The 21,977-nt window shown below is 44.7% G+C and carries 21 protein-coding genes; 5 read left to right on the top strand and 16 right to left on the bottom strand.

The annotated features are described in order from the left end of the window. The 4 genes from NSQ50_RS05455 (at nucleotide 1) to NSQ50_RS05440 (ending at nucleotide 4,259) form a co-directional block, all read left to right on the top strand. On the top strand, nucleotides 1-792 hold the full coding sequence (locus tag NSQ50_RS05455; RefSeq protein ID WP_036686790.1) for an SDR family oxidoreductase: 792 nt from the start codon (nucleotides 1-3) through the stop codon (nucleotides 790-792). Nucleotides 793-877: 85 nt separating this feature from the next. Further along, the gene (locus tag NSQ50_RS05450) at nucleotides 878-1,852 is read left to right on the top strand and encodes an S-layer homology domain-containing protein (protein ID WP_076104671.1); all 975 of its coding nucleotides are present in this window, start codon (nucleotides 878-880) and stop codon (nucleotides 1,850-1,852) included. A gap of 675 nt (nucleotides 1,853-2,527) precedes the next feature. Next, nucleotides 2,528-2,842 (top strand): thioredoxin, encoded by a 315-nt coding sequence (trxA, locus tag NSQ50_RS05445; RefSeq protein WP_038569055.1) that lies wholly within the window; start codon nucleotides 2,528-2,530, stop codon nucleotides 2,840-2,842. Beyond that, nucleotides 2,811-4,259 (top strand): DHA2 family efflux MFS transporter permease subunit, encoded by a 1,449-nt coding sequence (locus NSQ50_RS05440; protein ID WP_081386716.1) that lies wholly within the window; start codon nucleotides 2,811-2,813, stop codon nucleotides 4,257-4,259. The genes trxA and NSQ50_RS05440 overlap by 32 nt, the downstream gene beginning before the upstream one ends. 870 nt (nucleotides 4,260-5,129) lie before the next feature. On the opposite strand, the gene NSQ50_RS31555 is transcribed toward NSQ50_RS05440, so the two are convergent. Then, nucleotides 5,130-5,510 carry a pentapeptide repeat-containing protein gene (locus NSQ50_RS31555; RefSeq protein ID WP_370511395.1) on the bottom strand — a complete coding sequence of 127 codons (381 nt, stop codon included), beginning with the start codon at nucleotides 5,508-5,510 and terminating at the stop codon, nucleotides 5,130-5,132. 299 nt (nucleotides 5,511-5,809) lie between these two features. Beyond that, nucleotides 5,810-6,586 (bottom strand): hypothetical protein, encoded by a 777-nt coding sequence (locus tag NSQ50_RS05430; protein WP_036686786.1) that lies wholly within the window; start codon nucleotides 6,584-6,586, stop codon nucleotides 5,810-5,812. A 169-nt stretch (nucleotides 6,587-6,755) separates the two neighbouring features. Here NSQ50_RS05430 and NSQ50_RS05425 point away from each other — a divergent pair, with 169 nt between their 5' ends. After that, a complete protein-coding gene (locus NSQ50_RS05425; protein WP_076141957.1) occupies nucleotides 6,756-7,811 on the top strand; it encodes a GIY-YIG nuclease family protein in 1,056 nt (351 codons plus the stop codon). Between the two features lie 48 nt (nucleotides 7,812-7,859). Here the strand turns inward: NSQ50_RS05425 and NSQ50_RS05420 are convergent, their stop codons facing one another. From NSQ50_RS05420 to NSQ50_RS05355, 14 genes are all read right to left on the bottom strand, one after another. Beyond that, nucleotides 7,860-8,192 (bottom strand): DUF6468 domain-containing protein, encoded by a 333-nt coding sequence (locus NSQ50_RS05420; RefSeq protein WP_076141956.1) that lies wholly within the window; start codon nucleotides 8,190-8,192, stop codon nucleotides 7,860-7,862. A 185-nt stretch (nucleotides 8,193-8,377) separates the two neighbouring features. Next, a complete protein-coding gene (locus NSQ50_RS05415; RefSeq protein WP_076100050.1) occupies nucleotides 8,378-10,606 on the bottom strand; it encodes a Tex family protein in 2,229 nt (742 codons plus the stop codon). A gap of 173 nt (nucleotides 10,607-10,779) precedes the next feature. Further along, nucleotides 10,780-11,979: an MFS transporter gene (locus NSQ50_RS05410; RefSeq protein WP_076100052.1), complete on the bottom strand. Its 1,200-nt coding sequence runs from the start codon at nucleotides 11,977-11,979 to the stop codon at nucleotides 10,780-10,782. Between the two features lie 172 nt (nucleotides 11,980-12,151). Then, nucleotides 12,152-12,760 carry a TetR/AcrR family transcriptional regulator gene (locus NSQ50_RS05405; protein ID WP_052096817.1) on the bottom strand — a complete coding sequence of 203 codons (609 nt, stop codon included), beginning with the start codon at nucleotides 12,758-12,760 and terminating at the stop codon, nucleotides 12,152-12,154. A 156-nt stretch (nucleotides 12,761-12,916) separates the two neighbouring features. Then, nucleotides 12,917-13,267 (bottom strand): type II toxin-antitoxin system PemK/MazF family toxin, encoded by a 351-nt coding sequence (locus NSQ50_RS05400; protein ID WP_036686777.1) that lies wholly within the window; start codon nucleotides 13,265-13,267, stop codon nucleotides 12,917-12,919. Between the two features lie 3 nt (nucleotides 13,268-13,270). Then, nucleotides 13,271-13,552, bottom strand: coding sequence for a CopG family ribbon-helix-helix protein (locus NSQ50_RS05395; RefSeq protein WP_025698676.1), 282 nt, complete (start codon nucleotides 13,550-13,552; stop codon nucleotides 13,271-13,273). A gap of 215 nt (nucleotides 13,553-13,767) precedes the next feature. Further along, nucleotides 13,768-14,949 carry an alanine racemase gene (alr, locus tag NSQ50_RS05390; RefSeq protein WP_036686775.1) on the bottom strand — a complete coding sequence of 394 codons (1,182 nt, stop codon included), beginning with the start codon at nucleotides 14,947-14,949 and terminating at the stop codon, nucleotides 13,768-13,770. Between the two features lie 188 nt (nucleotides 14,950-15,137). Continuing rightward, the gene (locus tag NSQ50_RS05385) at nucleotides 15,138-16,223 is read right to left on the bottom strand and encodes a LolA family protein (RefSeq protein WP_036686774.1); all 1,086 of its coding nucleotides are present in this window, start codon (nucleotides 16,221-16,223) and stop codon (nucleotides 15,138-15,140) included. Between the two features lie 205 nt (nucleotides 16,224-16,428). Next, nucleotides 16,429-16,602 carry an aspartyl-phosphate phosphatase Spo0E family protein gene (locus NSQ50_RS05380; protein WP_094903681.1) on the bottom strand — a complete coding sequence of 58 codons (174 nt, stop codon included), beginning with the start codon at nucleotides 16,600-16,602 and terminating at the stop codon, nucleotides 16,429-16,431. Nucleotides 16,603-16,747: 145 nt separating this feature from the next. Then, nucleotides 16,748-18,133, bottom strand: a complete 1,386-nt coding sequence (locus tag NSQ50_RS05375; protein ID WP_036686769.1) for a helix-turn-helix domain-containing protein — start codon at nucleotides 18,131-18,133, stop codon at nucleotides 16,748-16,750. Between the two features lie 256 nt (nucleotides 18,134-18,389). Then, on the bottom strand, nucleotides 18,390-19,148 hold the full coding sequence (locus tag NSQ50_RS05370; protein ID WP_340949302.1) for a DUF3600 domain-containing protein: 759 nt from the start codon (nucleotides 19,146-19,148) through the stop codon (nucleotides 18,390-18,392). Beyond that, nucleotides 19,135-19,722, bottom strand: a complete 588-nt coding sequence (locus NSQ50_RS05365) for a sigma-70 family RNA polymerase sigma factor (RefSeq protein WP_036686766.1) — start codon at nucleotides 19,720-19,722, stop codon at nucleotides 19,135-19,137. Before NSQ50_RS05365 ends, NSQ50_RS05370 begins: the two co-directional genes overlap by 14 nt. Before the next feature lie 551 nt (nucleotides 19,723-20,273). Continuing rightward, entirely contained in the window at nucleotides 20,274-21,236 is a 963-nt protein-coding gene (locus NSQ50_RS05360; protein ID WP_036686764.1) for a DUF4367 domain-containing protein, read from the bottom strand. After that, complete coding sequence (locus NSQ50_RS05355) at nucleotides 21,233-21,799, bottom strand: sigma-70 family RNA polymerase sigma factor (protein ID WP_036686762.1); 567 nt, start codon at nucleotides 21,797-21,799, stop codon at nucleotides 21,233-21,235. The genes NSQ50_RS05360 and NSQ50_RS05355 overlap by 4 nt, the downstream gene beginning before the upstream one ends. Nucleotides 21,800-21,977: the final 178 nt, after the last annotated feature.

The following is a 21,977-nucleotide window of genomic DNA, read 5'->3' as shown; positions in this document are numbered from 1 at the left end:
ATGACAGATAAACGTTTGCAGGATAAAGTTGCAGTGGTTACAGGTGCTGGTTCCGGTATTGGAAAAGCTACAGCCATAAGGTTTGCCCAACACGGAGCTAAGGTATATATGCTTGACCGCACTCCCGAGGATTCCTATGAAACTAAACGTGAGATTGAATCTATTGGCGGTACAGCAACAGTAATTGAATGCGATGTCTCCAATCCAGGTCTGGTCGAAGAAAGTATTCGTAAGGTTGGGGAGGCGGCCGAGAAGATTGATATTGTTTTTGCCAATGCTGGCATTAATGGTACATGGTCTCCAATCGAAACACTAGAAATCGAAGATTGGGACCAGACACTGGATACCAACCTACGCAGCACCTTTGCCACAGTAAAATATGCCATCCCCCATATGAAAGAAAATGGCGGCAGCATCATTATCACCAGCTCCATTAACGGCAACCGAGTATTCTCGAACATTGGCGCTTCCGCTTACTCATCTTCCAAGGCAGGACAAGTTGCTTTTATGAAAATGGCTGCACTAGAGCTGGCGCAATACGGCATCCGTGTAAATGCAATCTGTCCTGGATCAATCGATACACAAATTGGAGATAATACGTATAAAAGCGATGATCTTCAAAAAGTGAAGATTCCTGTGGAATTTCCGGAAGGTAATCATCCGCTGGAAAATGCACCGGGTAAGCCTGAGCAGGTTGCCAATCTGGTATTATTTCTCGCATCGGATGAATCTTTTCATGTTACGGGAACTGAGATTTATGTAGATGGTGCCGAGTCACTCCTGCGCGGATAAGTTTTTACTCGAATCGTTATAATATTTTAAAATCTATGCAACATTTTGGTCTAATCTACCATCTAAGAGTATGGAGGTGACGCAAATGAAAAAAACATTATTCATAAATAACGCTAAAAAAATGACTATAGCCTGCGGCATTTTGGCAGCGAGTGTGTCTTTTGGGGCATCCGCTTTTGCTTTTTCAGATTTGAAAGGTGATCCTGCGGAAGCAAAAATCAACTCTTTGCATAAAGAGGGGATTATAAACGGAGTAGACAAAGATAAGTTTGCCCCTAAATCTAAGGTAAGCTTTGCGCAAGGGATACAATTCATCGTTGGGGGTCTGAATCTGACTCCGCAACCAGCGGTAGGTAGTAATTCTTCCAAAGCCAGTGATTATTTCGATAAAGTAAACGACAAAGCCTGGTATGCTTCGGCTTTCCTGACTGCCAAGCAAAATGGTCTTTCACTCGACCGGACAGTGGATCCTAACGGAACCATCACCCGTGCTCAGTTCGCTCACTTATTGACGCAAGCGCTGCAAAGTAAAGGTAACTTCCCTGTTACGCTGATGTATGTAGACATTAAGGATGGCGATAAACTCTCTACGGAGGTTATAAATAGTCTCCAGATCCTGCTGAATACACATATTGCCACACTCGATAAGAACGGTAATTTCCGGCCAAATGATGCTATTACCCGCTCTGAAGCAGCCGCTCTCATCTATGATGCAGCAACTTTTGCTAAACGTGTAATTGTATCTAATGGCAGTCCCACTACTCCCACCTACGAAACAGAGGTTACGTTGACCAAAGCGGGTGAAGGCGTAAATAAAGCCACACTTACCGTTAATAATCTGCCTAACCCCGGGTATGGGCTGGTGATTGAGCGAATCGAATTTGGTAAAGACAATACGGCTGTGATTTACTTTAACGTGACTGCTCCTGAACCAGGGAAAATGTACGCGCAGGTGATCACAAAGGCATCTGTTGCCACTTATCTGCCAGATGGATACAAAGCTGTCGCTCAACCTGTAACTGGCTCTGCTTCTTATTCGTCTTCTAGCGCGGCACAATAATATAAATTCAACTTGAAGGTTTTAGAGTTAAGAGTCCGACGCAGCTGCGGTGTATATTTGGACTTCCAGCTGCCGTTTATGACGGCTGAGATACGGAGAAGGGATGCCTCAAAAGCCATCATATGGCTGCTGAAGCATCCCTTGTTTGCTGTTTGTTGTTCCTTCCCCCTTTATCCCAACTCCGAACTCTGATTGATTAAGTAACGCCGCTATCGGACTCAGATGACCTTAACACAGCTGTTTCTTGTCTAGTTCTCTCTGAGTTCTCTCTGAGTTCTTTCAAACTTACAAAATTGACTGCGTTTTGGGTGAACCCGGCATCCCCTTGTTGTGCTTGAGAAAAACAGAAAAACCGCAAAAACCCTTGATTATACAAGGATTTTACAACCCGCTAGTGACCGAATTGCATGCCCGATTCAGGTTCGTGTGGCAGCAATATCGTGGAGGTTCGAGTCCTCTCGACCGCATCATTTACAATCATAGATCTATCAACTGCTTCAAGCGCACTTAACGGATCTTTTTGTTTTATATGTACAAGCACAGGAGTAAGTGAAAATCGGTTTGACAAAATACTGATTTAGATATATTGTGGATACACTAAGTCTATTATTTATCCTAATTATAGATATAATGGATCTATAATATATTTTATCAATCTTGAAAGGATGATTCATAATGGCAGTTCTCCATGCGGAAGATGCTACTTTTGCACAACTCATTCAACCGAAAGGAATAACTGTAGTCAACTTCTGGGCGCCCTGGTGCGGACCGTGCCGGATGTTTGCACCTGTGCTGGAAGAGTTTGAGCGGGAGTCGGATGCTACAATAACTGTAGTGAAGGTCAATGTGGATGACAACCCAGAGACGACTGGAAAATACCACGTGATGAGTATACCGGCCACACTCATATTCAAGGATGGACAACCACGGCAACAAGAGGTGGGGATATTATCCATACATGCCTTGCAGCAGCTCACTGCATCCGAATAATACCTCTGAAAGCGGTGAAGACAGCTTGACTAATAAACCCAGCATTATTGTAGCCTCTCTGGTGGTTGCCAATTTTCTAGCCCAATTAATGCAAACGATGTTAAATACGGCGTTGCCGCGTGTCATGCAGGATCTTGCCATTCATGAGAATCAAGCGCAGTGGCTGATTACGGTGTACTACCTGATGATAGGTATAACTGTTCCTGTTGCTGGATTTTTGATCGGAAAGTTTACTACGAGGGCCTTGTTCATGGCCTCTGTCGGAGCGTTCACAGCAGGAACACTGATTGCCGGGATCGCCTGGAGTTTCCCCCTAGTCCTGACGGGGCGTTTGGTTCAAGGCATCGGTGCGGGTCTGCTGTTCCCTCTGTTTCAGACGACGATACTCAGAGTCTTCCCGAAGGAGAAAATCGGTGCAGCGATGGGAGTAGTCGGTTTGGTTCTGGGGTTGGCTCCTGCACTTGGGCCTACTCTGTCTGGGTTCGTGGTTCAGAATCATTCATGGAGACTGTTGTTTTATGCTGTGGCTCCGCTCGCAGCCGCCAATTTATTCTTAGCGCATTTCACGCTGCGGAACGTGGGAGAGACTCATCAGACCAAGCTCGACACCAGGTCCATTATCTACTCTTCACTCGGATTCGCTGGTATATTATATGGTTTTAGCATTGTCGGGGAAGAAAAGGGAAATCCTGTTGTCGCAGGGATCATCCTTCTGGCCGGATTCCTGATCGTGGCGCTGTTTATTAAAAGACAGCTCAAGCTCACGGCACCTTTGCTCGATTTCAAGCTGTTTCGGCACCGCTCCTTTACCCGTTCTTCTATTGTGGGGGTGATCTTATTTGCGGTGATGGTGGGAGTTGAACTCCTTCTTCCTCTGTATGCACAGACGATAAGAGGCTTAACACCAAGGGAGTCCGGGCTTATGTTGTTGCCAGGTGCACTGCTGATTGGTGTCTCCGGTCTGATCTCAGGCAGACTATATGACCGGTTTGGGGTTAGCCGCGTAACCCAGGGAGGATTTCTGCTCATTCTGATCATGGCAGTGGCTCTTGCCCTCACGTTATCAACAGAGACGTCCTTTAATCTACTGGTTATAATGTATGCCCTGCTTATGTTTGGAGTAGGGGCAGTTATGGCTCCAATTACGGCCTATGCCATGGCAAGTATCCCCAACACCATGGTTGCACATGCTTCTCCAATGACAATCACGCTGCGCTCGCTCAGCGGTTCAATAGGAGGCGCCTTGCTTGTAACGATAATGACTTCTACTGCGAGTGCCAGTTCCTTATCCTTTCCATTGGATATGCTCAAAGGGGTCCACATTGCATTCTGGACGTTGACGGCTCTTGCCGGATTAGGATTATACTTGTCTTTTCATCTGCAAGAAGCGAGAAAGCTTAAACCTGCTAATATTTAATTTCTTAATCTATCCTGTATTACCCGGCAGAATCCTCTGCCGGTTTTTTTGGTGTGGCTTCCGGTGCAGGGGGAAATTCCTGAAGCGCACTTGAGACTCCATGCTTAAAGCATATTTCCCGAAAAAAAGCTGTACTGATTATAATTTTTGCCCCCACTTTTACAGAGGAGGCCCCACCAGGGTCTGACACATATTTAAGCAGAGGTGGGACGTCTTTGGTAATTCCCCATAGATCGTCTCATAATCCAACTTGTTGTTAGCTATCGGACTCCATCGTCGCTATTGTCTCAAAAAGCATTCAATATGAACCTATTTCTAACGAATAGCTGCACTGGGGTCCGAACTGTGCTCCAATCGCTAAAAACATACGAATAGCGTCATCTGGGTCCTCAAGCTAACTCAGGCTCAGAAATGCTGATTACTTGGCAGTGAGGATTATCAAACTTCGAGCGATTAGATCATATTTGTGTGCATGAAGCTACTTGACAATGATGAACATCAAACTTCGAGCGATTAGATCATATTTGTGCATGAAGCTACTTGACGATGATGAACATCAAACTTCGAGCGATTAGATCATATTTACACAGACGCAGCAGCTATCGGACTCAGATGACCTTATACGCAAAAATATGCCACTTTTACGATGCTATCGGACTCCATAGTCGCTATTGGCACCAAAAGCACCATAAATATTCCTTTTTCTATTGAATAGCTGCACTGGAGTCCGAAACTGTGCTCCAATCGCTAGAAACACGCGAATAGCGTCATCTGGGTCCGTAAGGATCAGCGTGTATCAACGGATATGAAAATCCGCTGAAGCAGGTAGCCAAAAACAAAATACAGGTCAGCGATGCTCCAATGTTTGCGTTATGCGAACGCAGCAGATGGGTGTGCAGAAGATAGGTGTGTAGTAGATAGGTGTGCAGCAGTTAGGTGCACAGCAGTTAGGTGCACAGCAGTTAGGTGTGCACCAGTTAGGTATGCAGCAGTTAGGTGTGCACCAGTTAGGTGTGCACCAGTTAGGTATGCAGCAGTTAGGTGTGCAACAGTTAGGTGTGCACCAGTTAGGTGTGCACCAGTTAGGTGTGCACCAGTTAGGTGTGCAACAGTTAGGTGTGCACCAGTTAGGTGTGCACCAGTTAGGTGTGCAACAGTTAGGTGTGCACCAGTTAGGTATGCAGCAGTTAGGTGTGCACCAGTTAGGTGTGCAACAGATGGGGCTACAGCGGATAGGAATGCAGCTACTATCGGACCCAGTTGACCTTATTCGTTGCATAATCGCACATTTGGACTACTAAAGGACTCCATCGTCGCTATTGGCTCAAAAAGCACCATAGATATGCCTTTTTCTGATGAATAGCTGCACTGGAGTCCGAAACTGTGCTCTAATCGCTAAAAAAACGCGAATAGCGTCATCTAGGTCCGTAAGGATCAGCGTATGCCAACGGATGTGAATAATCAGTTGAAGCAGGCAAACAGCGTCCATAATAGCGCCATCTGAGTCCGTAAGCTAAGGCGTCCATATTAGCGTCATCTGAGTCCGTAAGCTAAGGCGTCCATTGATCATGAATAATGCCGACTAATGCATGGTCTTCTCCGATCTTCTCAAAAACTAGACGCAGGCTGCGCCAATCCATTCCCTCGACAGAAGGATCGATACCAGCAATATGATATTCAACGAAATCATATTGCTCCTTTGGATACACTTCGTTTAAGTTGTTGATCGTCGTCCCTTGTCCAAGCCCCTTGTTCACAGCAATTTCGGCCTTCTGAATGAAGTCCGCATCGTAGACAAACCGCTTGTAGTAATCTGCGAATGTAAGCTCGATTAAATCACCGGAGCCAGCAAATGTTCGCCAGACTCTTTTGGTAGAGTCATTCATTAATCCTTCTACTTCCTCCTGGGTGAATACAAGATCATTTTTTGTATCCACGTATGCATATGGAGAGAAGCGTAGCCCTTTATCCCGATGTACCCACGCCGCTAATTGCTTCATATCCTTATTCTTAATGGAGTTCATTACCGTAGACGCCGCTTCCTCAACTAATGGCGGCAATCCCTCTAGATCCTGCGGCTGCCCCGTACTTGATGTCTTCGTCTCCTGTGGTAGTTCCGTCTCCTGTGGTGGTTGTGTAGTAGCCGCTGGCTGTGCAGTTTGTGTGTGCTCTGGTGTCTGCTTTGGCGTCTGCACTGGTGCCTGCTCTTGTGACTGCTCAGGCGTCTGCTTCGGCTCCGTTCCCGCTTCTGGCGTTCCACTGCAGGCTGTAAGCCATAACATAGCTGCTATAAGCGCCAGCCCACCGATTTTTTTTGCGAAGTACATAAGATCCCTCCTTAGCTTTGATTCTTCACTCTTTAGACTGATTTGAACAAATGAAGGTTGCAAGCTTATACTAAAACTATCAATCATACAACTCTTATGAGAGGGCGGGGTTACTATTCATTTAACAGAAAAACTTAAAAGCCTTCCCCTAACTCCCGGCGTTTATCTCATGAAGGATAATCTCGGTCATATTATATATGTTGGCAAGGCAAAACAGTTAAAACGGAGAGTCCAATCCTATTTTCAAAACTCAAAATCTCATTCCCCAAAGGTTAAACAGCTTGTAAGAAATATTAAAGATCTGGAAATCATCCTTACGGATACCGAATTTGAAGCCTTTATGCTGGAATGCAAATTAATTAAAGAGATCAAACCCATGTACAATAAAAAAATGAAAAATCCGCAGGCTTATACCTATATCGTAATAGGAGCGGATGAAAAAATACGTTCGTTAGAGATTACCTATGATCCTGCGGTCAAAGAAGGCACTCAGGTTTTTGGTCCCTATACAAGCAGAAGCACCGTGGAACGGGCCGTGCAAGGCATTAAAGATAGTTCAAGAATCCTTTGCAGTAACCCTAGCTTTAAAAATTCCCTATGCCTTAACCATTCGCTTGGCCTATGCATAGGGATGTGTGCAGGCGGAGATGCCGCTGTTCAATATAATAAAATTATTGATCGAGTCATTGGCTTACTAAACGGCTCAGATTCCAGTATCCTTGAGGAAATGGAGCAACGGATGGCAGTGGCCGCGGAGTACTATGACTTCGAAACCGCCGCCAAATACAGGGACTATATTGGAGCTGTCAGCTTCCTGATTCACAAAGAGAAGGTCATCGAATTCGCACAGGAGAATCAGAATATCGCAGTTCTTGAGGCCATGAATGAACAGACGCTTAAACTTATTCTGCTCAAGGGCAACCGTATCCTGTCCCATACCAAGCTACAATATGATCAACCGGATATCACCCACCTGCAAGCGGCAATAAAGTCAGCGATTATGAACACCTTTCAGAGTGAAACCAATCAGACCTCGGCAGCGATCGGGCGCCATGAGATTGACGAAGCACAAATAATATACAGCTATTTAAAAAGCAGCTCCTGCAGCTACATCATCATTCAAGAGGATTGGCTTGCAGCTGAGCAACGTTCCAATATGGAGGCTTCGGTAAATGAGCTGTTGCAGATTTTTTTAAATGCGGTTCCTTCTCATTCTTATAATTAAAAAGATTTCGTAACTGCGGTAAATGTTTGGACTTCCGGCTGATTATAGTTAACGGCGGCCTGCCTTTGCAGGCTGCATTTTTCGGTTTCGCTTCAACAATTTTTTATAGCGTTTCTGAGTGTATAACACCTCGCCCGCCTCCATTACCGTTTCCTTCGCCTCATTAACAACCAGCTTAGTTTCCTCCACACATTCCTTCATACGACTGATCTCGGATTTAAATTCCTCAGATCTGTCCTTCGCTTGCTCCAACGTGACCTGAATATTTCCCTTCATCTCATCTATAGGTTCTTTCAATCCCTCTACCGATTGCTTAACTCCATCAAGGGATTGCTTTAGGCCATTCACACTATTCTTTAATTCTTTCAATGGATTTCCCACATCTATCTCCTCCTAGTAATAAACGCTTAGTTCAACTGTTACTCTAAACTTACCCAAAGAGTGCACGTCCTTCACTCCTATAATGACAAAAAGGGTTGCAGCTGAAAATAATCAACAAGAAGCCAGTCCCCAATAATAGGAGACTGGCTTCTTGTTGTCGTTCTTTGAGGATCAATGCGATCTGTCTACTTCACGCTTCCCGCCTCAACACGCGGCGGACGCATGGTCAGGCTGACCCGGCCCTTCTTCAGGTCAACACCCATCACCCAGACGGTGACATTGTCTCCTACGGAGACGACGTCCATCGGGTGCTTCACAAAGCTGCCGCTGAGCTGGGAAATATGCACCAGCCCATCATTTTTGATGCCGATATCGACGAATGCGCCGAAATCGATAACGTTGCGGACGGTTCCCTGCATTTCCATGCCAGGAACCAGATCCTCGATCTTAAGCACATCGGTGCGGAAGATCGGCAGCGGCAGCTCCTCGCGCGGATCGCGGCCCGGACGCTGCAAGCTCTCCAGGATGTCGCGCAGCGTAGGCACGCCGACATCCAGCTTCACAGCCAGCTCCTCGGCATTTTGCACCTCAAGCTGTGAGGCTACTTCTTTGCTGCCAAGCTTATTCACATCGAGGCTTAGCTCACGGAACAAACGATCCACCACCGGATAGGACTCGGGGTGAATAGGCGTGCGGTCCAAGGTGTTGTCTCCACCCGGAATCCGCAAGAAGCCGATACATTGCTCATAGGACTTGGCACCTAGACGAGGAACCTTTTGCAGCTGCTTCCGGGTCGTGAACTTGCCGTTCTCTTCGCGGAATTTAACGATATTCTTAGCAATCGTTCCATTAACCCCTGCTACATAAGAGAGCAAGGCAGGAGATGCCGTATTGACATCTACGCCAACATGGTTAACCGCCGATTCCACGACGGCTTTAAGACTCTCCTCCAGATGCTTTTGGGAGACGTCATGCTGGTACTGTCCCACACCTATAGCTTTCGGATCGATCTTCACCAGCTCCGCCAGCGGGTCTTGCACACGGCGGGCGATAGAAGCCGCGCTGCGCTCCGCTACATCCAGATCCGGGAATTCCTCCTGCGCCAGCTTGGAAGCAGAATAGACACTCGCTCCCGCTTCATTAACGATCAGGTACGCCAGCTCTGGATTGCCAATCTCGGCAATCACTTCTGCCGTAAACTGCTCCGTTTCACGCGAGCCTGTGCCATTGCCGATTACGATGAGCTGAATGCCGTACTTAGCAATCAACTCTTTGAACTTAGCAGCAGCTTCGCGCTTCTTGTTATTCGGCGGCGTCGGATAGGTCACGGCTACCTCTAGCAGCTTACCAGTATCGTCTACAACGGCTAGCTTACATCCAGTACGGTATGCAGGGTCAACCCCCAGAACACAACGCCCCTTGACTGGCGGTTGCAGCAGCAGGCTACGTAGATTGCCAGAGAAGATCGAAATCGCCTGGTTCTCCCCACGTTCGGTCATCTCTCCACGAACTTCGCGCTCTACTGAAGGAGCAATCAAACGTTTGTAGGCATCCTCAGTCACTGCTTCCAGCAGTTCCTTCACCGGGGATGGCCCTTTAATAATTTTCCGTGCAATATAGGCATGAATTTTATCAGTGACGACCTCAATGCCTACCTTTAATATATTTTCACGCTCACCACGGTTAATTGCTAGGATGCGGTGAGGTGGCATTTTGTGTACAGGTTCACGGTAACTATAATAATTTTCGTATACGGATTCTTGTTCTGCATCCTTTGCTTCAGACACAAGAATACCTTGACTTGCTGTATACTGGCGAACCCAAGAGCGGATCGCAGGATCATCTGCTATGTTCTCGGCAATGATGTCCAGTGCGCCTTGCAGCGCTTGGTCTGCGCTCTCTACTCCCTTTTCCACATCAATATATTTCGATGCTTCAGTCTGCGGGTCCCCTTGTCTTTGCTGCTCCAAGATCCAGTTAGCCAGCGGCTCAAGTCCTTTTTCCTTCGCAACACTAGCCCGCGTCTTACGCTTTTGCTTGAAGGGACGATACAAGTCCTCTACTTCCTGAAGTTTGACCGCATTGATAATTTGCTCATGAAGCTCCTTGGTCAGCTTGCCCTGCTCTTCAATATTGCGTATAACGTCTTTTTTACGTTCGCCTAGATTGCGAAGATAACCCAGCCGTTCTTCAATATCACGAAGCGCATTCTCGTCCAGCTCACCCGTCATTTCCTTCCGATATCTGGCGATGAACGGAATGGTATTTCCCTCATCCAGCAGTCCTACCGTAGTGCGTACCTGTTTCAGACTAATGTTCAATTCCTTGGCAATCGCTACGGTTATCAATTCCTGCTCCCGCTGTGCGTTTGCCTCATCCGTAATGACTTCCGTATTGCTGTTATCTACCGCCATTAGTATCCCTCTTCCCGTACACAATCTGCTTATACATATCTTGATCTCATAATTAAAATAGTATCACAGATTCGGCTCTGCACCAAAGACCAGCCCGAATAGCGCGCGTTGTACTGAACCGCTGTGCGCATATAGCGAGGCATCGTGGACGGGTCAGAGCCCGGATTTAGCGATTACGCCCGCTGCCCCATTCCCCGTTTGCCGGAACTCAGTGACAATACAAAACACAAAGCCAGAACGAGCGCGGCTGCCCCATATGGGAAGTTAATACTAAGATCAAACAAATACCCTGCGACGATAGGCCCAGCAATATTTCCGAGACTTGTATAAGCTGAGTTCATTCCCGCTACGAAACCTTGCTGCGATTCTCCGGCCATTTTGGAAAGCTGTGTACCTACTGCTGGACGCAGAATATCCATTGCAAAGAACACAATAAAGGTAACCGTAATAATCGCCCAAAAGCCGCTTACAAACAAGGTCAGCAGAATAAACAATGATGAGACTATAAGACAAGTGGAGATCACCTTGTTCTCCCCGAATTTATTCAAGATCCAGCCAAACGCGGACACCTGCACCACCGCACCTGCAATAGAACCAAAGGTAATTACAAAAGCGATATCCTTAGGCGTAAAGCCAAATTTATGGTCCACAAACAATCCGAACACCGTTTCATAATTAGCCAGCCCAAAAGCCATGACAAATACAATAATTAAGCCGAAAAAATACGGTTCGCGATAAGAACGCATCAGCTGCGTCAAGAAGCTTTCCTGATTATTTTTTGATAACGTCGCTTCCTTACGTTTCTCTTCAGACAGAGACTCAGGCAAAATTAAAACTGTAATTAGAGCTGCAACTCCAGCTGCACCCGCTGCACAGAAAAAGGGTACCCGCATTCCAAGCTCAGCAAGATAACCGCCAATCCCAGGACCAATAATAAAGCCGGTGGTAATGGCTGCATTAATTAGCCCCATTCCTTTAGCTCTCTCTTCAAAAGAAGTCGTGTCCGCTACATAAGCCATAACTGCCGGCATAATTAAAGCAGCTCCTGCACCACCAAGCAATCTCGAAACGAACAAGAGCCAGGGTACATTGGCCAGACCAAAAATCAGCTCCGATATCGCAAACACGATCAAACCTGCTACAATCACCTTTTTTCTACCGATTCTGTCGGATAATCTGCCGGCAAATGGCGATATTAATAATTGGGCAAGCGAGAAGGAGGCGACCAAGAGACCGACAGTACTTCCGCTGATCCCAAGCTCATTCATGTAGGTTGGCATTATTGGGACTACTAGCCCAATTCCAGTGAAAGCTAGAAAAATATTAAGCATAACAAGCAGCATAGCGCCTCTGTTTCTAAGTAACAATGACATTGTATTAACCCTCCGTGTGTTTAAAGCCAAATCTTCGAATATTATGCATGTTAAGACCGACCATCCGGTCTAAATAATAGTAAAAAAATAACCCTTCCTATCCCGGTGCCTTTGAGAAGCTTCAGCCTTCATGATCCTGAATGTAAAGCTTCTTTTCATGCCCCTCGTTATCTTACCCCGTACGAATCCCTTGTAATAATAAATTTACTGCTTCCCGGTAATATTTTTTTATATCCTCCCGGGTCTTCTCATGAATCGAGAATTCAGAAACTCTTCCAATCCCTTCAAGCATGCCACTCACGATAATTACATAGTTCTCCAAGTCGCCTTTTACCAAATATCCTGTTTCAATCCCTTCCTTCAAAAGATCACGACAAGCATGTGAGGCTGCTTCATAAAGAAGTGAAAGCCGCTTGCTAATCTCTTCCGGGTGGCATCTGCTTCTGGAGAATTCCTCGAGCGCATGAATCAGTGGATTTTGAAAATCATTTGCGTAATGCTCGGCTAACGCATAAAATCGTTCTTCGATCCCTGCAATTTCCTGTTTCTTATCATTCCACGCTTGCAGCCACTCTAACGTATCCACTTCCACTACAAATAGAAAAAGCTCATCCTTGCTCGGAAAATGGTGATACAGACTGCCCTTACTGACATTCGAGGCTACACAAACTTCATTCATAGTTACGGCAGCATAACCCTTCTGTACAAACAGCTGCGTGGCCTTACGCACAATTCTTTTTTTAGTTTCTTCTCCGTCTGAGCGTCCTTTGATTCTAAGCACCTCCTAAACCGACCGTACGGTCTAATAATATCAGATCATTTTCAAAAAGTGAAGACCTAACGATTCTTTATTTACTATACGCAAAAACGCACATTAAAAGACGCCCGGATTCGTACCCGAGCGCCAATCTCATGAGTTATCTATAACCTAGGGTGATTAAAAATCAATCAGACCAAGGCTGATTTGCAGCGATTCATCCACCTTTTTCATCGTTTCATCATCAAGGTGGGTGATCTTGTCAGTTAAGCGTTGTTTGTCAATCGTCCTAACCTGTTCCAGCAAAATAACAGAATCTCTGTCAAAGCCATGAGCAGCTGCGTCAATTTCCACATGTGTAGGTAACTTAGCCTTCTGGATTTGGGCTGTGATTGCAGCCACAATTACCGTCGGGCTAAAGCGATTGCCAATATCGTTCTGGATGACCAGAACTGGCCTTACTCCGCCTTGTTCAGAACCTACAACCGGCGAAAGATCAGCAAAAAAAACATCGCCACGTTTAACGATCAATGTCTACACCCCGCTTACTAAGCGGCCAAGAGTGCTGTCTGCATCTTCCTCCGCGAGGAAAGCCTCGCATGCCATGGTCAAGTTGATCTTAGCCATTTCCATGTAGCCGCGCTGCATGGACTCCCGGATGGAACGTTTCCTCCGTTCGCTCAAGTACAGCTTCATGGCCTGCCTAATCAATTCACTCCGGTTGGAATTCTCCAATTGAACAATTCCGTCCACTTCCTGCAAGAGATGATCGGGCAAGCTGATCATGATTCTTTTGGTGTTCTGCAAATTAGCCACCTTCTCTTCCACCCCCACAAACCTTCTGCCCTTGTGTTCCAGTGTTACAATATACAAGGAATTTTATACAAGGAATATATGCCGCCAGTATATCAAGTATGCTGCATCCCATTATAAACTAGAAATGGTGGTTCGTATAGGCTTTTAGTCACATCTCCTAATACGATACAATTCCTTCTATTTTCTCCCTTGTATAACATCACTGTCAAGAACTTTCAGTTTGTGAGTAGAGCATTTACTAATTTAGGAAGTGTGCCTTCACTTATATAAACGCGTGGCACCCGATGAGCCAACATGCAGATAACCTCGTAGTGAATTGTTCCAAGCTGGAGAGCCAACTCGTCTGCCGTGATCATCACGTCAGCTTGACGGCCGATGAGAACAACTTCTTCGCCTGCTTTAATTTGTTCCGCTTCTGCAGCGAAAGATTTGAGTGATACCATACACTGATCCATGCAGATTGTTCCGACGACAGGAACGCGGCGTCCACGTATTAGCACCTCCGCTTTGCCAGTTAGCATGCGGGAATATCCATCTGCGTACCCCACAGGTAGCGTTGCAATAATCTCCTCGCTCTCTGTGATGTACCTAGTGCCGTAACTGACGCCCCAATCGGCAGGCAGGCTTTTGACATATACAACCTGCGTCTTCAGCGTCAATACCGGACGTAGTTCTACCAGTTGACGGTTCACCTCTGTGGAGGGATAAAATCCGTACAAGCTGATGCCTACACGCACCATGTTGCTGGATAAATAAGGTGAATCAATGGCCGTAGCGCTATTGCCCGTATGTATGATCGGGATCTGAATGTTCTGCTCCCGCAGCGTTTCCGCCACGCTCATGAACCGTCGATGCTGTTCCAGTGTATAGCTTTTGTCTTGTTCGTCTGCCTTGGCAAAATGGGTAAACATACCCTCCAGCTCCGCCTGCGCAACAGACTGCACTTCAGAGATAAATGCAGGTGCGTCAGCTGGTAAAAGACCCAGTCGTCCCATCCCGCTATCAATCTTGATATGCACCTTTAGCCGATGTTCCGGATCTATAGGAAGCTGTCTTATAGCCTCCAGTACCTCCGGTGTGAACAGTGTTACAGTTACATGGTTCTCCCAGGCAACGGCTATTCCTTCTGGGGAAGTGTAGCCAAGCACCAGTATAGGAATCAGTATTCCCGCCTGACGCAGCTCCAATGCTTCATCCAAAAAAGCCACACTAACATAATCTGCTCCGAGTCTTTCCAGCTCCCGTGTCACTTCCACTGCTCCATGGCCGTACGCATTTCCTTTGACGCATCCCATAAACTTTGTCTCTGCCGGCAAGTAGCGGCGAAAGGCTTCGTAATTGGCACGCAAATCATCCAGATTAATTTCGGCTACTGTCGGTCGATAGCTTGCTTGCACTTCAAGTCACCTTCTTACGTTGTAGTAAAACGTCATTGCTGCATTGCATTAATCATTGTCTTAGTACCAATGGTAATGCTACAGAAGGTGGCTGTCAATGTGTGCTGGAGCCCCGGCAAATAAAGAAAAGCGGATACTACGTTGTAGAGGAAAGAATCCCACAAAACGCAGTATCCGCCTACTTTTTATTATTTACCCGATTGTGCCTCCATAGAAGCGGCAATTTGCATCATTTCATTAGCAGGAAGATTGGCACTTGTAATTCGGTACTCTACACCCTCAGACATCCAAGTCAATGTCTGCTGCTCATCCCCACTCAAAACTCCCCACGTAAAACCAAGGTCTTTCAGGGTTCCAGGCGCCAGTGCTACCGCACGGTCCAGTGGACGGGATTCCATAATAGTGTACTGATAAATCCCATCATATCGGATGAGAACAGCATGGTCTTTGTTGCCCTCCAATTTATGCGAGTCCTTGAACTCTACACCAGCTGGAATATAATCAGGTTCAATGATCCCAAAGTCTCCAAGCTCTGCTGCCACTGGTTGTTCAGCCTGTTCCTGGCCCTCAGGAGCTGTAACCGGATTACCATTCTCATCAACCTCAGCTACTGTGCTCTCTGCGGACTTACCCGAGGCCATGTTCTTTTCCATATCAAAGGAATCCTTGGTGAAATCCGTATCGAATTTGAAGGTGTCAAACTTCACGTTTACAACTACCTTCGCCTCAGAATCAGAGACTTGAACCTGTTTAGGCTCATAAGTCTTTTTATCAAGCCAAATCTTTTGCCGCACAAGGGCATTGCTTTGATAATTCGCGGCTACCTCGAACACATAGTTATCTCCATCTTCCACAAATTGGCGGTTATTATCCGAAACTATGCCACGAACCAACGTCTGATACAGATAGACCTGACCTTGATCATCCGGCCAATCGCTTTGGAAACGGAAGCTCTTATTCATACTTGGTGTGAGTACGAACACTCCCTCATCATTACGAAGTACGATCTGCGTAATATCCTTCTGAACATTTGCCAAGCTGATCCGGTAGTAGGAAGGATTCTTGTACCATACTTCTACCTTATACTCCTGCGGCTGTTCCCCGGTATACAGGGTCATTGTGCCAGAACCTTGGTACGTTCCCTGCTTACTTTCCAACTTGTCAGCCACATTGTTCAAATCCTTGACTACGGAAGCGGCATCCTTCTTCCCGCACCCCGTCATCACCAGGGCCACGCTCATAATGATCGCGAGTACCCATGTTATCCGGCGCATGACATCATCCCCTTAACCTGTTTTGAATGCATTGATTAGTACATGTCTATGAGGGACTTGGCCGCAATATGCAGACGGGCATGACAAGCGTGCAGCATTGATTTATTTTATGAGATCTAACAAGCCAAAAAGCCCGCGCACAGCGCTGGCTCTATACTTCATCAGAAGTTGCAATATCATTATGTAGGGTGTTTAACCATTCTCTTCAATCCTCATTATCGCTATGTACTGCTTTATTGTACTGATTAATTAATTCATCTAATCTCATGGACTGTCTGATCACATTCGGATGCAAAAGCCCTCCGTGTTGCCTCTCCATTAAATAAAGTTTTTTTCTAGCACCCTCTATTCTCTTTTGGATAATTTCCTGATCATTCATTAACACTACCTCCCTAATTTAATATATTAGAGGTATATGTCAAATTCTATATTTTACATTAAAGTGCATTACTACAATTCAATAGATAGCGATCTCAGATTTAATCTGAAAACTCTTTTTTGTTTCTTCTATAAAACTATCAATACTAGGCACTTCCAATAACAAAACCATTTTTCTTTTCATTGATTCTAATCAGATTTTGGTATTGCTTCTGCGTTTCTAAAGATGCAGTATGCCGAAGCTGCTCAAACATTCTGACACACTTTATTATACAGGATTCGTTATTAATCCTTATAGAAGTCTCCAAACTATCCATTATATACTTTATACTAAGCTCATATTTTCCTCTTCTTATATAATACAATGCTATTTCAGCCATAAAAAAAGTGTATCTGTCTTCGATAATTTGTCGATTATAACATTTAAGATTTCTCTGCTGATCTCTATAATCTGATATTTCTTGCTCAAACCGCTGAAGAATATCATCCACATTAAAATCATAGTGATTGGCTGCCTGAAGGATTTTGAACAGACCTGGAAGAATGTCTTCCTCTCTTTTTTCAATATAGGTCACATATTCCGGAAGCGCTGTCACATCACCTTTTAAAATTCTCAGTAAATATATATTGCCCTGTGCCCAACCCATACATCGATTCATAAGTTGCAAAGCTTCCTCCGTATCCTCACGGATCCAGCTCATATCCATGTAAAGGTTAACATACTGCAATGCTCTATCATAATCTCCCAGCTCTCTGTAAACTACTGAACGTAACACATAAGAAAATAGAATATATGAAAATAAGGGCATTGCAGGTTCCTTCTGTAACCCGTTTTTTCTGGCTCGCTCATTATTATACTTATATTGAATGGATGCTTTTTTTTCAATTTCAATAGCTATGAGCATTACCTTATCCCAATACCTCAATGCGCTATATGTATTCGCCAGAGCCTTCAGCGCGTCAAGTTGATCGACTTCATCAAGCCGATTTACAAAACCCTCAAACTGCACAGCTGCTCGCAAATTCAGATCCTGATCACCCCCTAGAGCAATCGTGAACAGTCTGTATTGGCAAAAAGCCAGCCGCTCTGAATGCTGATACTTCTCACTCTCCGCGACACTCCGGTATAACAACGCTGCAGCATCATATTTTCCTTGTACAAAAAAATCTTCTGCTGTATCAAACAACGAGGGTGTATAAGATAGGCTGTCCATCATGATTCCAATCACCCGACTTATACATTCCAGCTTATCTAGTTCAGCACAGCGATATAGAAAAGGTCGAAGTCGTCTCCAATTGGGATTGGAATGTATGAAACACTCCTCCACATACATATCATAAAAGCCGCCTTCTTCTAATCCCATACCTTTTGTAATACGGTCTAATTGCTGCATGGCTATAGGCCGATTCCCATTGATAATGTTGCTAATTGTGCCCGAATTCACTTTAGATACCTCTGCGAATTGATTAATTGTTATTCCATTCTTCTTGAGGTAGTCCGCCAGTTCTGCACGAATGGTCATCTGCTTCATGATCAAAGCCACCTTTCGCCATCATGATTCATATATAGATCAATAGTATTTAAATAATAATATGTCTAATTATTCCAGTGGTCAAATACTTTTTTTTGGCTTAATTGATTATACATTTATTCAATTAGTGATGTATAAAATACAAATTAGCCGAATGTAAAAAACCACCAGAACACAAGGTGTATTAGACCTTTTCTGGTGGCTTTTCTAATGCTACTTCTATCCATAGTTATTCAATACATGCATTTAAATTCAACTAAGAACTAGGTTTAATCATCATGTCCAGCTTATTTATATAAGGACCGAGCGCTTCAATTAACTTCTCTTGGTTTTGTATCTCCTCTTTCGAAAGCCGATCCATATGAACACTTCCATCTGCATCAAATACCTTGGCATCATAGCTTTGCAACTCATTTATTAATTGTTCGATCTCCTCAAACTCTTCTTTAGTAAACCTCTGTTCAGCTTTTTCCAGCACGCCATTCCAGAAAGTATCACGATCAACGACAGCCGCCTTTGCCTGAGGGATTTCATTTTCATTCATTTTCTCGAAATAAGGTTTAAGCTCAACCTGTAAATCATTATATGCCTTTTGATCTTTCACACTTAACTGTTCTAGGTGAAAGACTCCGTCAGCATCGGCCATTTGCAGATTGTAAGCTCCCAATTCCTCTAGTAAAGATATCAATCTTGTAAATTCCTCTTCGTTAAAGCTTTGTTTCGCGTTCTGCAGCTTGGCTTCAAGCCTGTCATATTGTTGCTGGGTTACTCCAATCGTAGCAGCAGTTGCTTGTGAGCCATACAGGGTATCCGCCAAATAATTATATCCGGCATATGCTCCAGTAGGAATTAATAATGCAGCCGCCAAAATGCTTGCTACAAGCCATTTTTTCATTCGTCTTCCCCCTGATCTCGTCTCGGTCTGATTTAGTATTTGCTTCTTCAGTTCCGGTGGGGCACTTAGATTTCTCGCCTCTTCCTGCAGAACTGTCCGTAACTCTTCATTGAAATTCATGCAGGTCCTCCACCTTTCCCTTAAAAAGAGTATGATTCTCCGGCTTCTGACGAAGCTTGTGCAGTGCAGCATGAATACGGGATTTCACCGTACCCAGAGGGATACCCAGTATCGCGGCACTTTCTTCCTGTGAATATTCATTTAAATAGTGCAGAATAATCACCTGCTTCAGCTTAAATGGAAGACGATCTACACTTGCTAGTAGACGGCGGTTAGCTAACCTGTCCACAACATCACTAGTGAAATCAGGTTCCATCCTTAAATCAGTCTGCTCTACTTTTTTAACCATTCGGAGATGCGTCCATCTCTTTCTTCGATAGGCATGAATTTGCCGCATAACCAGCCCCATAAGCCAAGGCCTAAAAGGACGATTGACGTCAAATTGCTCAAGCGACCGGTGCACCTGAATATAAATCTCCTGAACAACATCATCCACATCGGAGGTTTCGCGAACGAGAAAATGAACGGTCTGATACACATCCCGAATCGTTGCTTCATATAGTTCACTGTACGCTTCACGGCTGCCGGCTAGCGTAAGCGCAATGAGCTGAGAATATTCATTTGGATGTTTCATCCCTCTCAATCCCTCCTTCGGTCTTACACTATGTATTGGTACATAGAGAATAAATCGTTCGATTTATTTTTTACTCTGCAGCGGCTTAATGGAGTAGATGAAGTAAGCCGAGGCGACTGCCAGCTGAACAGATTATGGACAGGTGGAAGCTGATGTTCAGCTTTGCTTGAACAGATTATGGGCGGTGGAAGCTGATGTTCGGCTTTACACGCCAGCTTTGGCCGGATCCCGCAGAAATCTATGAGATAACTGCATTCTGTACACTTATTCCATATGCAAAAAGGTTTACTCTGATTTTAAGTGTATTCTATACAATTAAAAAGCGGAGAAACTTCCTATAGTGGGATAAATCGTGAAAATAAGTGTACGAAATACAATTATATCCATCCAAGCGTTATTTCGCAGAAATATAGTTGTACGAAGTACAGCTATATTCTCCCACTCATTGTTTGCATGTGCCCTCAATAAAGCGAAAAAGGGGAGATCCATATGGATCATCCCCTTGCCTATATATACTCGAACAGTAACCGCCTATCTCTCTAAAAAATCAGTCAGCGGATAGACTCAGCAACTTTGATCAAATCATTCTTGTCCAAGCTAGCTGATGTTACACCGTATAAGACTCCATTGGCTTCCCAGTCCAACCCTTTTCCATTAACCAATACAGCATCAACTCCGTTAATCTTCACTTTTTCGATGGTGCCATCCGTCGACATCTCATAAGCCGTTTCGGAATCAGCGTGCCGCTGCTGCATCGAGATGATCTCATCGGTAGCTTCATTAACAAAATATAAATTAATATATTTGCTGTCGATTACTTCACCATTGCTATCCTTATAAAACTCTGCACGATCAAAGGTATAACCGTCTGGCAAATACTCCGGCAATCCCACATTAAAAATCGTATATTCATTTAGCTTGCTAGAATCCCTCTCGATCAGCAATTCCGCTTTCTCTTGATCCCTCTCAGATTGCGTAACCAGTCTGCCGTCTTCAACTCCGACGATTTTTTCCCCATCAGCATTGTAGATATCACCTGCCTTTTGAGCAGCGTCGAGGGTCACAAACGCATTTCCTTTGCTATCAAAAATCTTCCCCTTAAAGTCATCCGGAATCACGTTGGAATCCGCAGAAAATTCTACTTCATGGGCTACAATATGGCCTAAGTTTATCGTTTGCAATACTTTCATTAACAGCTCCTGTGCAAATGACGGCTGCACAAAAGTTACACTTAATACGCTAACCACTAGCAAAGTTGCCAGCATAACAGCAGGACGTCTTAATCTATGTTTTGTATGCAATCCTTTCTCCTCCTTTTGGCCGGCATACTTTCTCCGAGCCTTATTCAGAATGGCTGTTTTGTCAGAGCCCTCGCTGAAATCTTTATGGGCCAGAACCCTGCCTAGCTCCAGCAGCTCCTTGTACTCCCCAGCACCCTTTAAATCATTTGCCGCTCCATATATACTTTCATCTAAATCTGCTGAGAACTTCTGCTGTATGTCTTTACTGTTCATAGCTGCTCCACGCTCCCTATTTCAGTCTTCAGCTTTTTCATAGTCCGGTAGAGTATCACACCGATATTGCTCTCCGAAATTCCCGTAACCTGGGCAATCTCTCTATTTCTCAGATTAGCTCCAAATTTTAGAGCCACAATATTCCGCTCCTTTGAGCTCAATGTATTCAAGGCTTCGTTAAGCCTTCCACTACGTTCTCCCTGGAGGATCAAACATTCTGGATCTTTTCTGCTAGAAACCAGTTCCTTGACGGCATCCAGCGAAAAGAAACTTTTCCTTTTAAAACTCCGGTAATGATCATTGACCACATTTCTGGCAATGGCGAATAACCATACCTCTAAAGGAGCTTTTTCCTGAGAATAGGTCGATAGTTTCGCCAACATTTTCTCAAAAACAAGGCTTGTCAGATCCTCAGCCGTATGGAGAGAACTAACCCGGTAAGCGATGTAGTTGAATATTCTTTTATAGTAGGTTTCAAAAATCGTTGTGAACAAAACATTTATGTCAGTATTTTCCTGTATATTCTCTTTAACAAAAGGATGAAGCAATGCGCGCTCATGCATCAATCTAACTCTCCTTTCCCACCAAATTTTCACTTAGCTAAGTAAATTCATCAGTTAATACGATATATTTCCAATTTCATTACAAGATATAAAAAAAAGAAGGGTTCCAGCGCTAAATTCAGTCTTTCTAACCAAGCTACAGTAACCCGTCAACTTGACAAGCTTATTATAGCTTCTA

This window comes from Paenibacillus sp. FSL R10-2788, from assembly GCF_038003885.1.
Classification (GTDB): domain Bacteria; phylum Bacillota; class Bacilli; order Paenibacillales; family Paenibacillaceae; genus Paenibacillus_AQ; species Paenibacillus_AQ odorifer.
The sequence above is the reverse complement of the archived record's forward strand: the minus strand, read 5'-3'. Positions and strand labels throughout refer to the sequence as shown.

Excerpts from the sequence above, each read along its gene's own strand:
- NSQ50_RS05455 (WP_036686790.1), top strand. The coding sequence starts at position 1 with ATGACAGATAAACGTTTGCAGGATAAAGTTGCAGTGGTTACAGGTGCT.
- NSQ50_RS05450 (WP_076104671.1), top strand. The coding sequence starts at position 878 with ATGAAAAAAACATTATTCATAAATAACGCTAAAAAAATGACTATAGCC.
- trxA (WP_038569055.1), top strand. The coding sequence starts at position 2,528 with ATGGCAGTTCTCCATGCGGAAGATGCTACTTTTGCACAACTCATTCAA.
- NSQ50_RS05440 (WP_081386716.1), top strand. The coding sequence starts at position 2,811 with ATGCCTTGCAGCAGCTCACTGCATCCGAATAATACCTCTGAAAGCGGT.
- NSQ50_RS05430 (WP_036686786.1), bottom strand. The coding sequence starts at position 6,586 with ATGTACTTCGCAAAAAAAATCGGTGGGCTGGCGCTTATAGCAGCTATG.
- NSQ50_RS05425 (WP_076141957.1), top strand. The coding sequence starts at position 6,756 with ATGAAGGATAATCTCGGTCATATTATATATGTTGGCAAGGCAAAACAG.
- NSQ50_RS05415 (WP_076100050.1), bottom strand. The coding sequence starts at position 10,606 with ATGGCGGTAGATAACAGCAATACGGAAGTCATTACGGATGAGGCAAAC.
- NSQ50_RS05410 (WP_076100052.1), bottom strand. The coding sequence starts at position 11,979 with ATGTCATTGTTACTTAGAAACAGAGGCGCTATGCTGCTTGTTATGCTT.
- NSQ50_RS05385 (WP_036686774.1), bottom strand. The coding sequence starts at position 16,223 with ATGCGCCGGATAACATGGGTACTCGCGATCATTATGAGCGTGGCCCTG.
- NSQ50_RS05380 (WP_094903681.1), bottom strand. The coding sequence starts at position 16,602 with ATGAATGATCAGGAAATTATCCAAAAGAGAATAGAGGGTGCTAGAAAA.
- NSQ50_RS05375 (WP_036686769.1), bottom strand. The coding sequence starts at position 18,133 with ATGAAGCAGATGACCATTCGTGCAGAACTGGCGGACTACCTCAAGAAG.
- NSQ50_RS05370 (WP_340949302.1), bottom strand. The coding sequence starts at position 19,148 with ATGAATTTCAATGAAGAGTTACGGACAGTTCTGCAGGAAGAGGCGAGA.
- NSQ50_RS05365 (WP_036686766.1), bottom strand. The coding sequence starts at position 19,722 with ATGAAACATCCAAATGAATATTCTCAGCTCATTGCGCTTACGCTAGCC.
- NSQ50_RS05360 (WP_036686764.1), bottom strand. The coding sequence starts at position 21,236 with ATGAACAGTAAAGACATACAGCAGAAGTTCTCAGCAGATTTAGATGAA.
- NSQ50_RS05355 (WP_036686762.1), bottom strand. The coding sequence starts at position 21,799 with ATGCATGAGCGCGCATTGCTTCATCCTTTTGTTAAAGAGAATATACAG.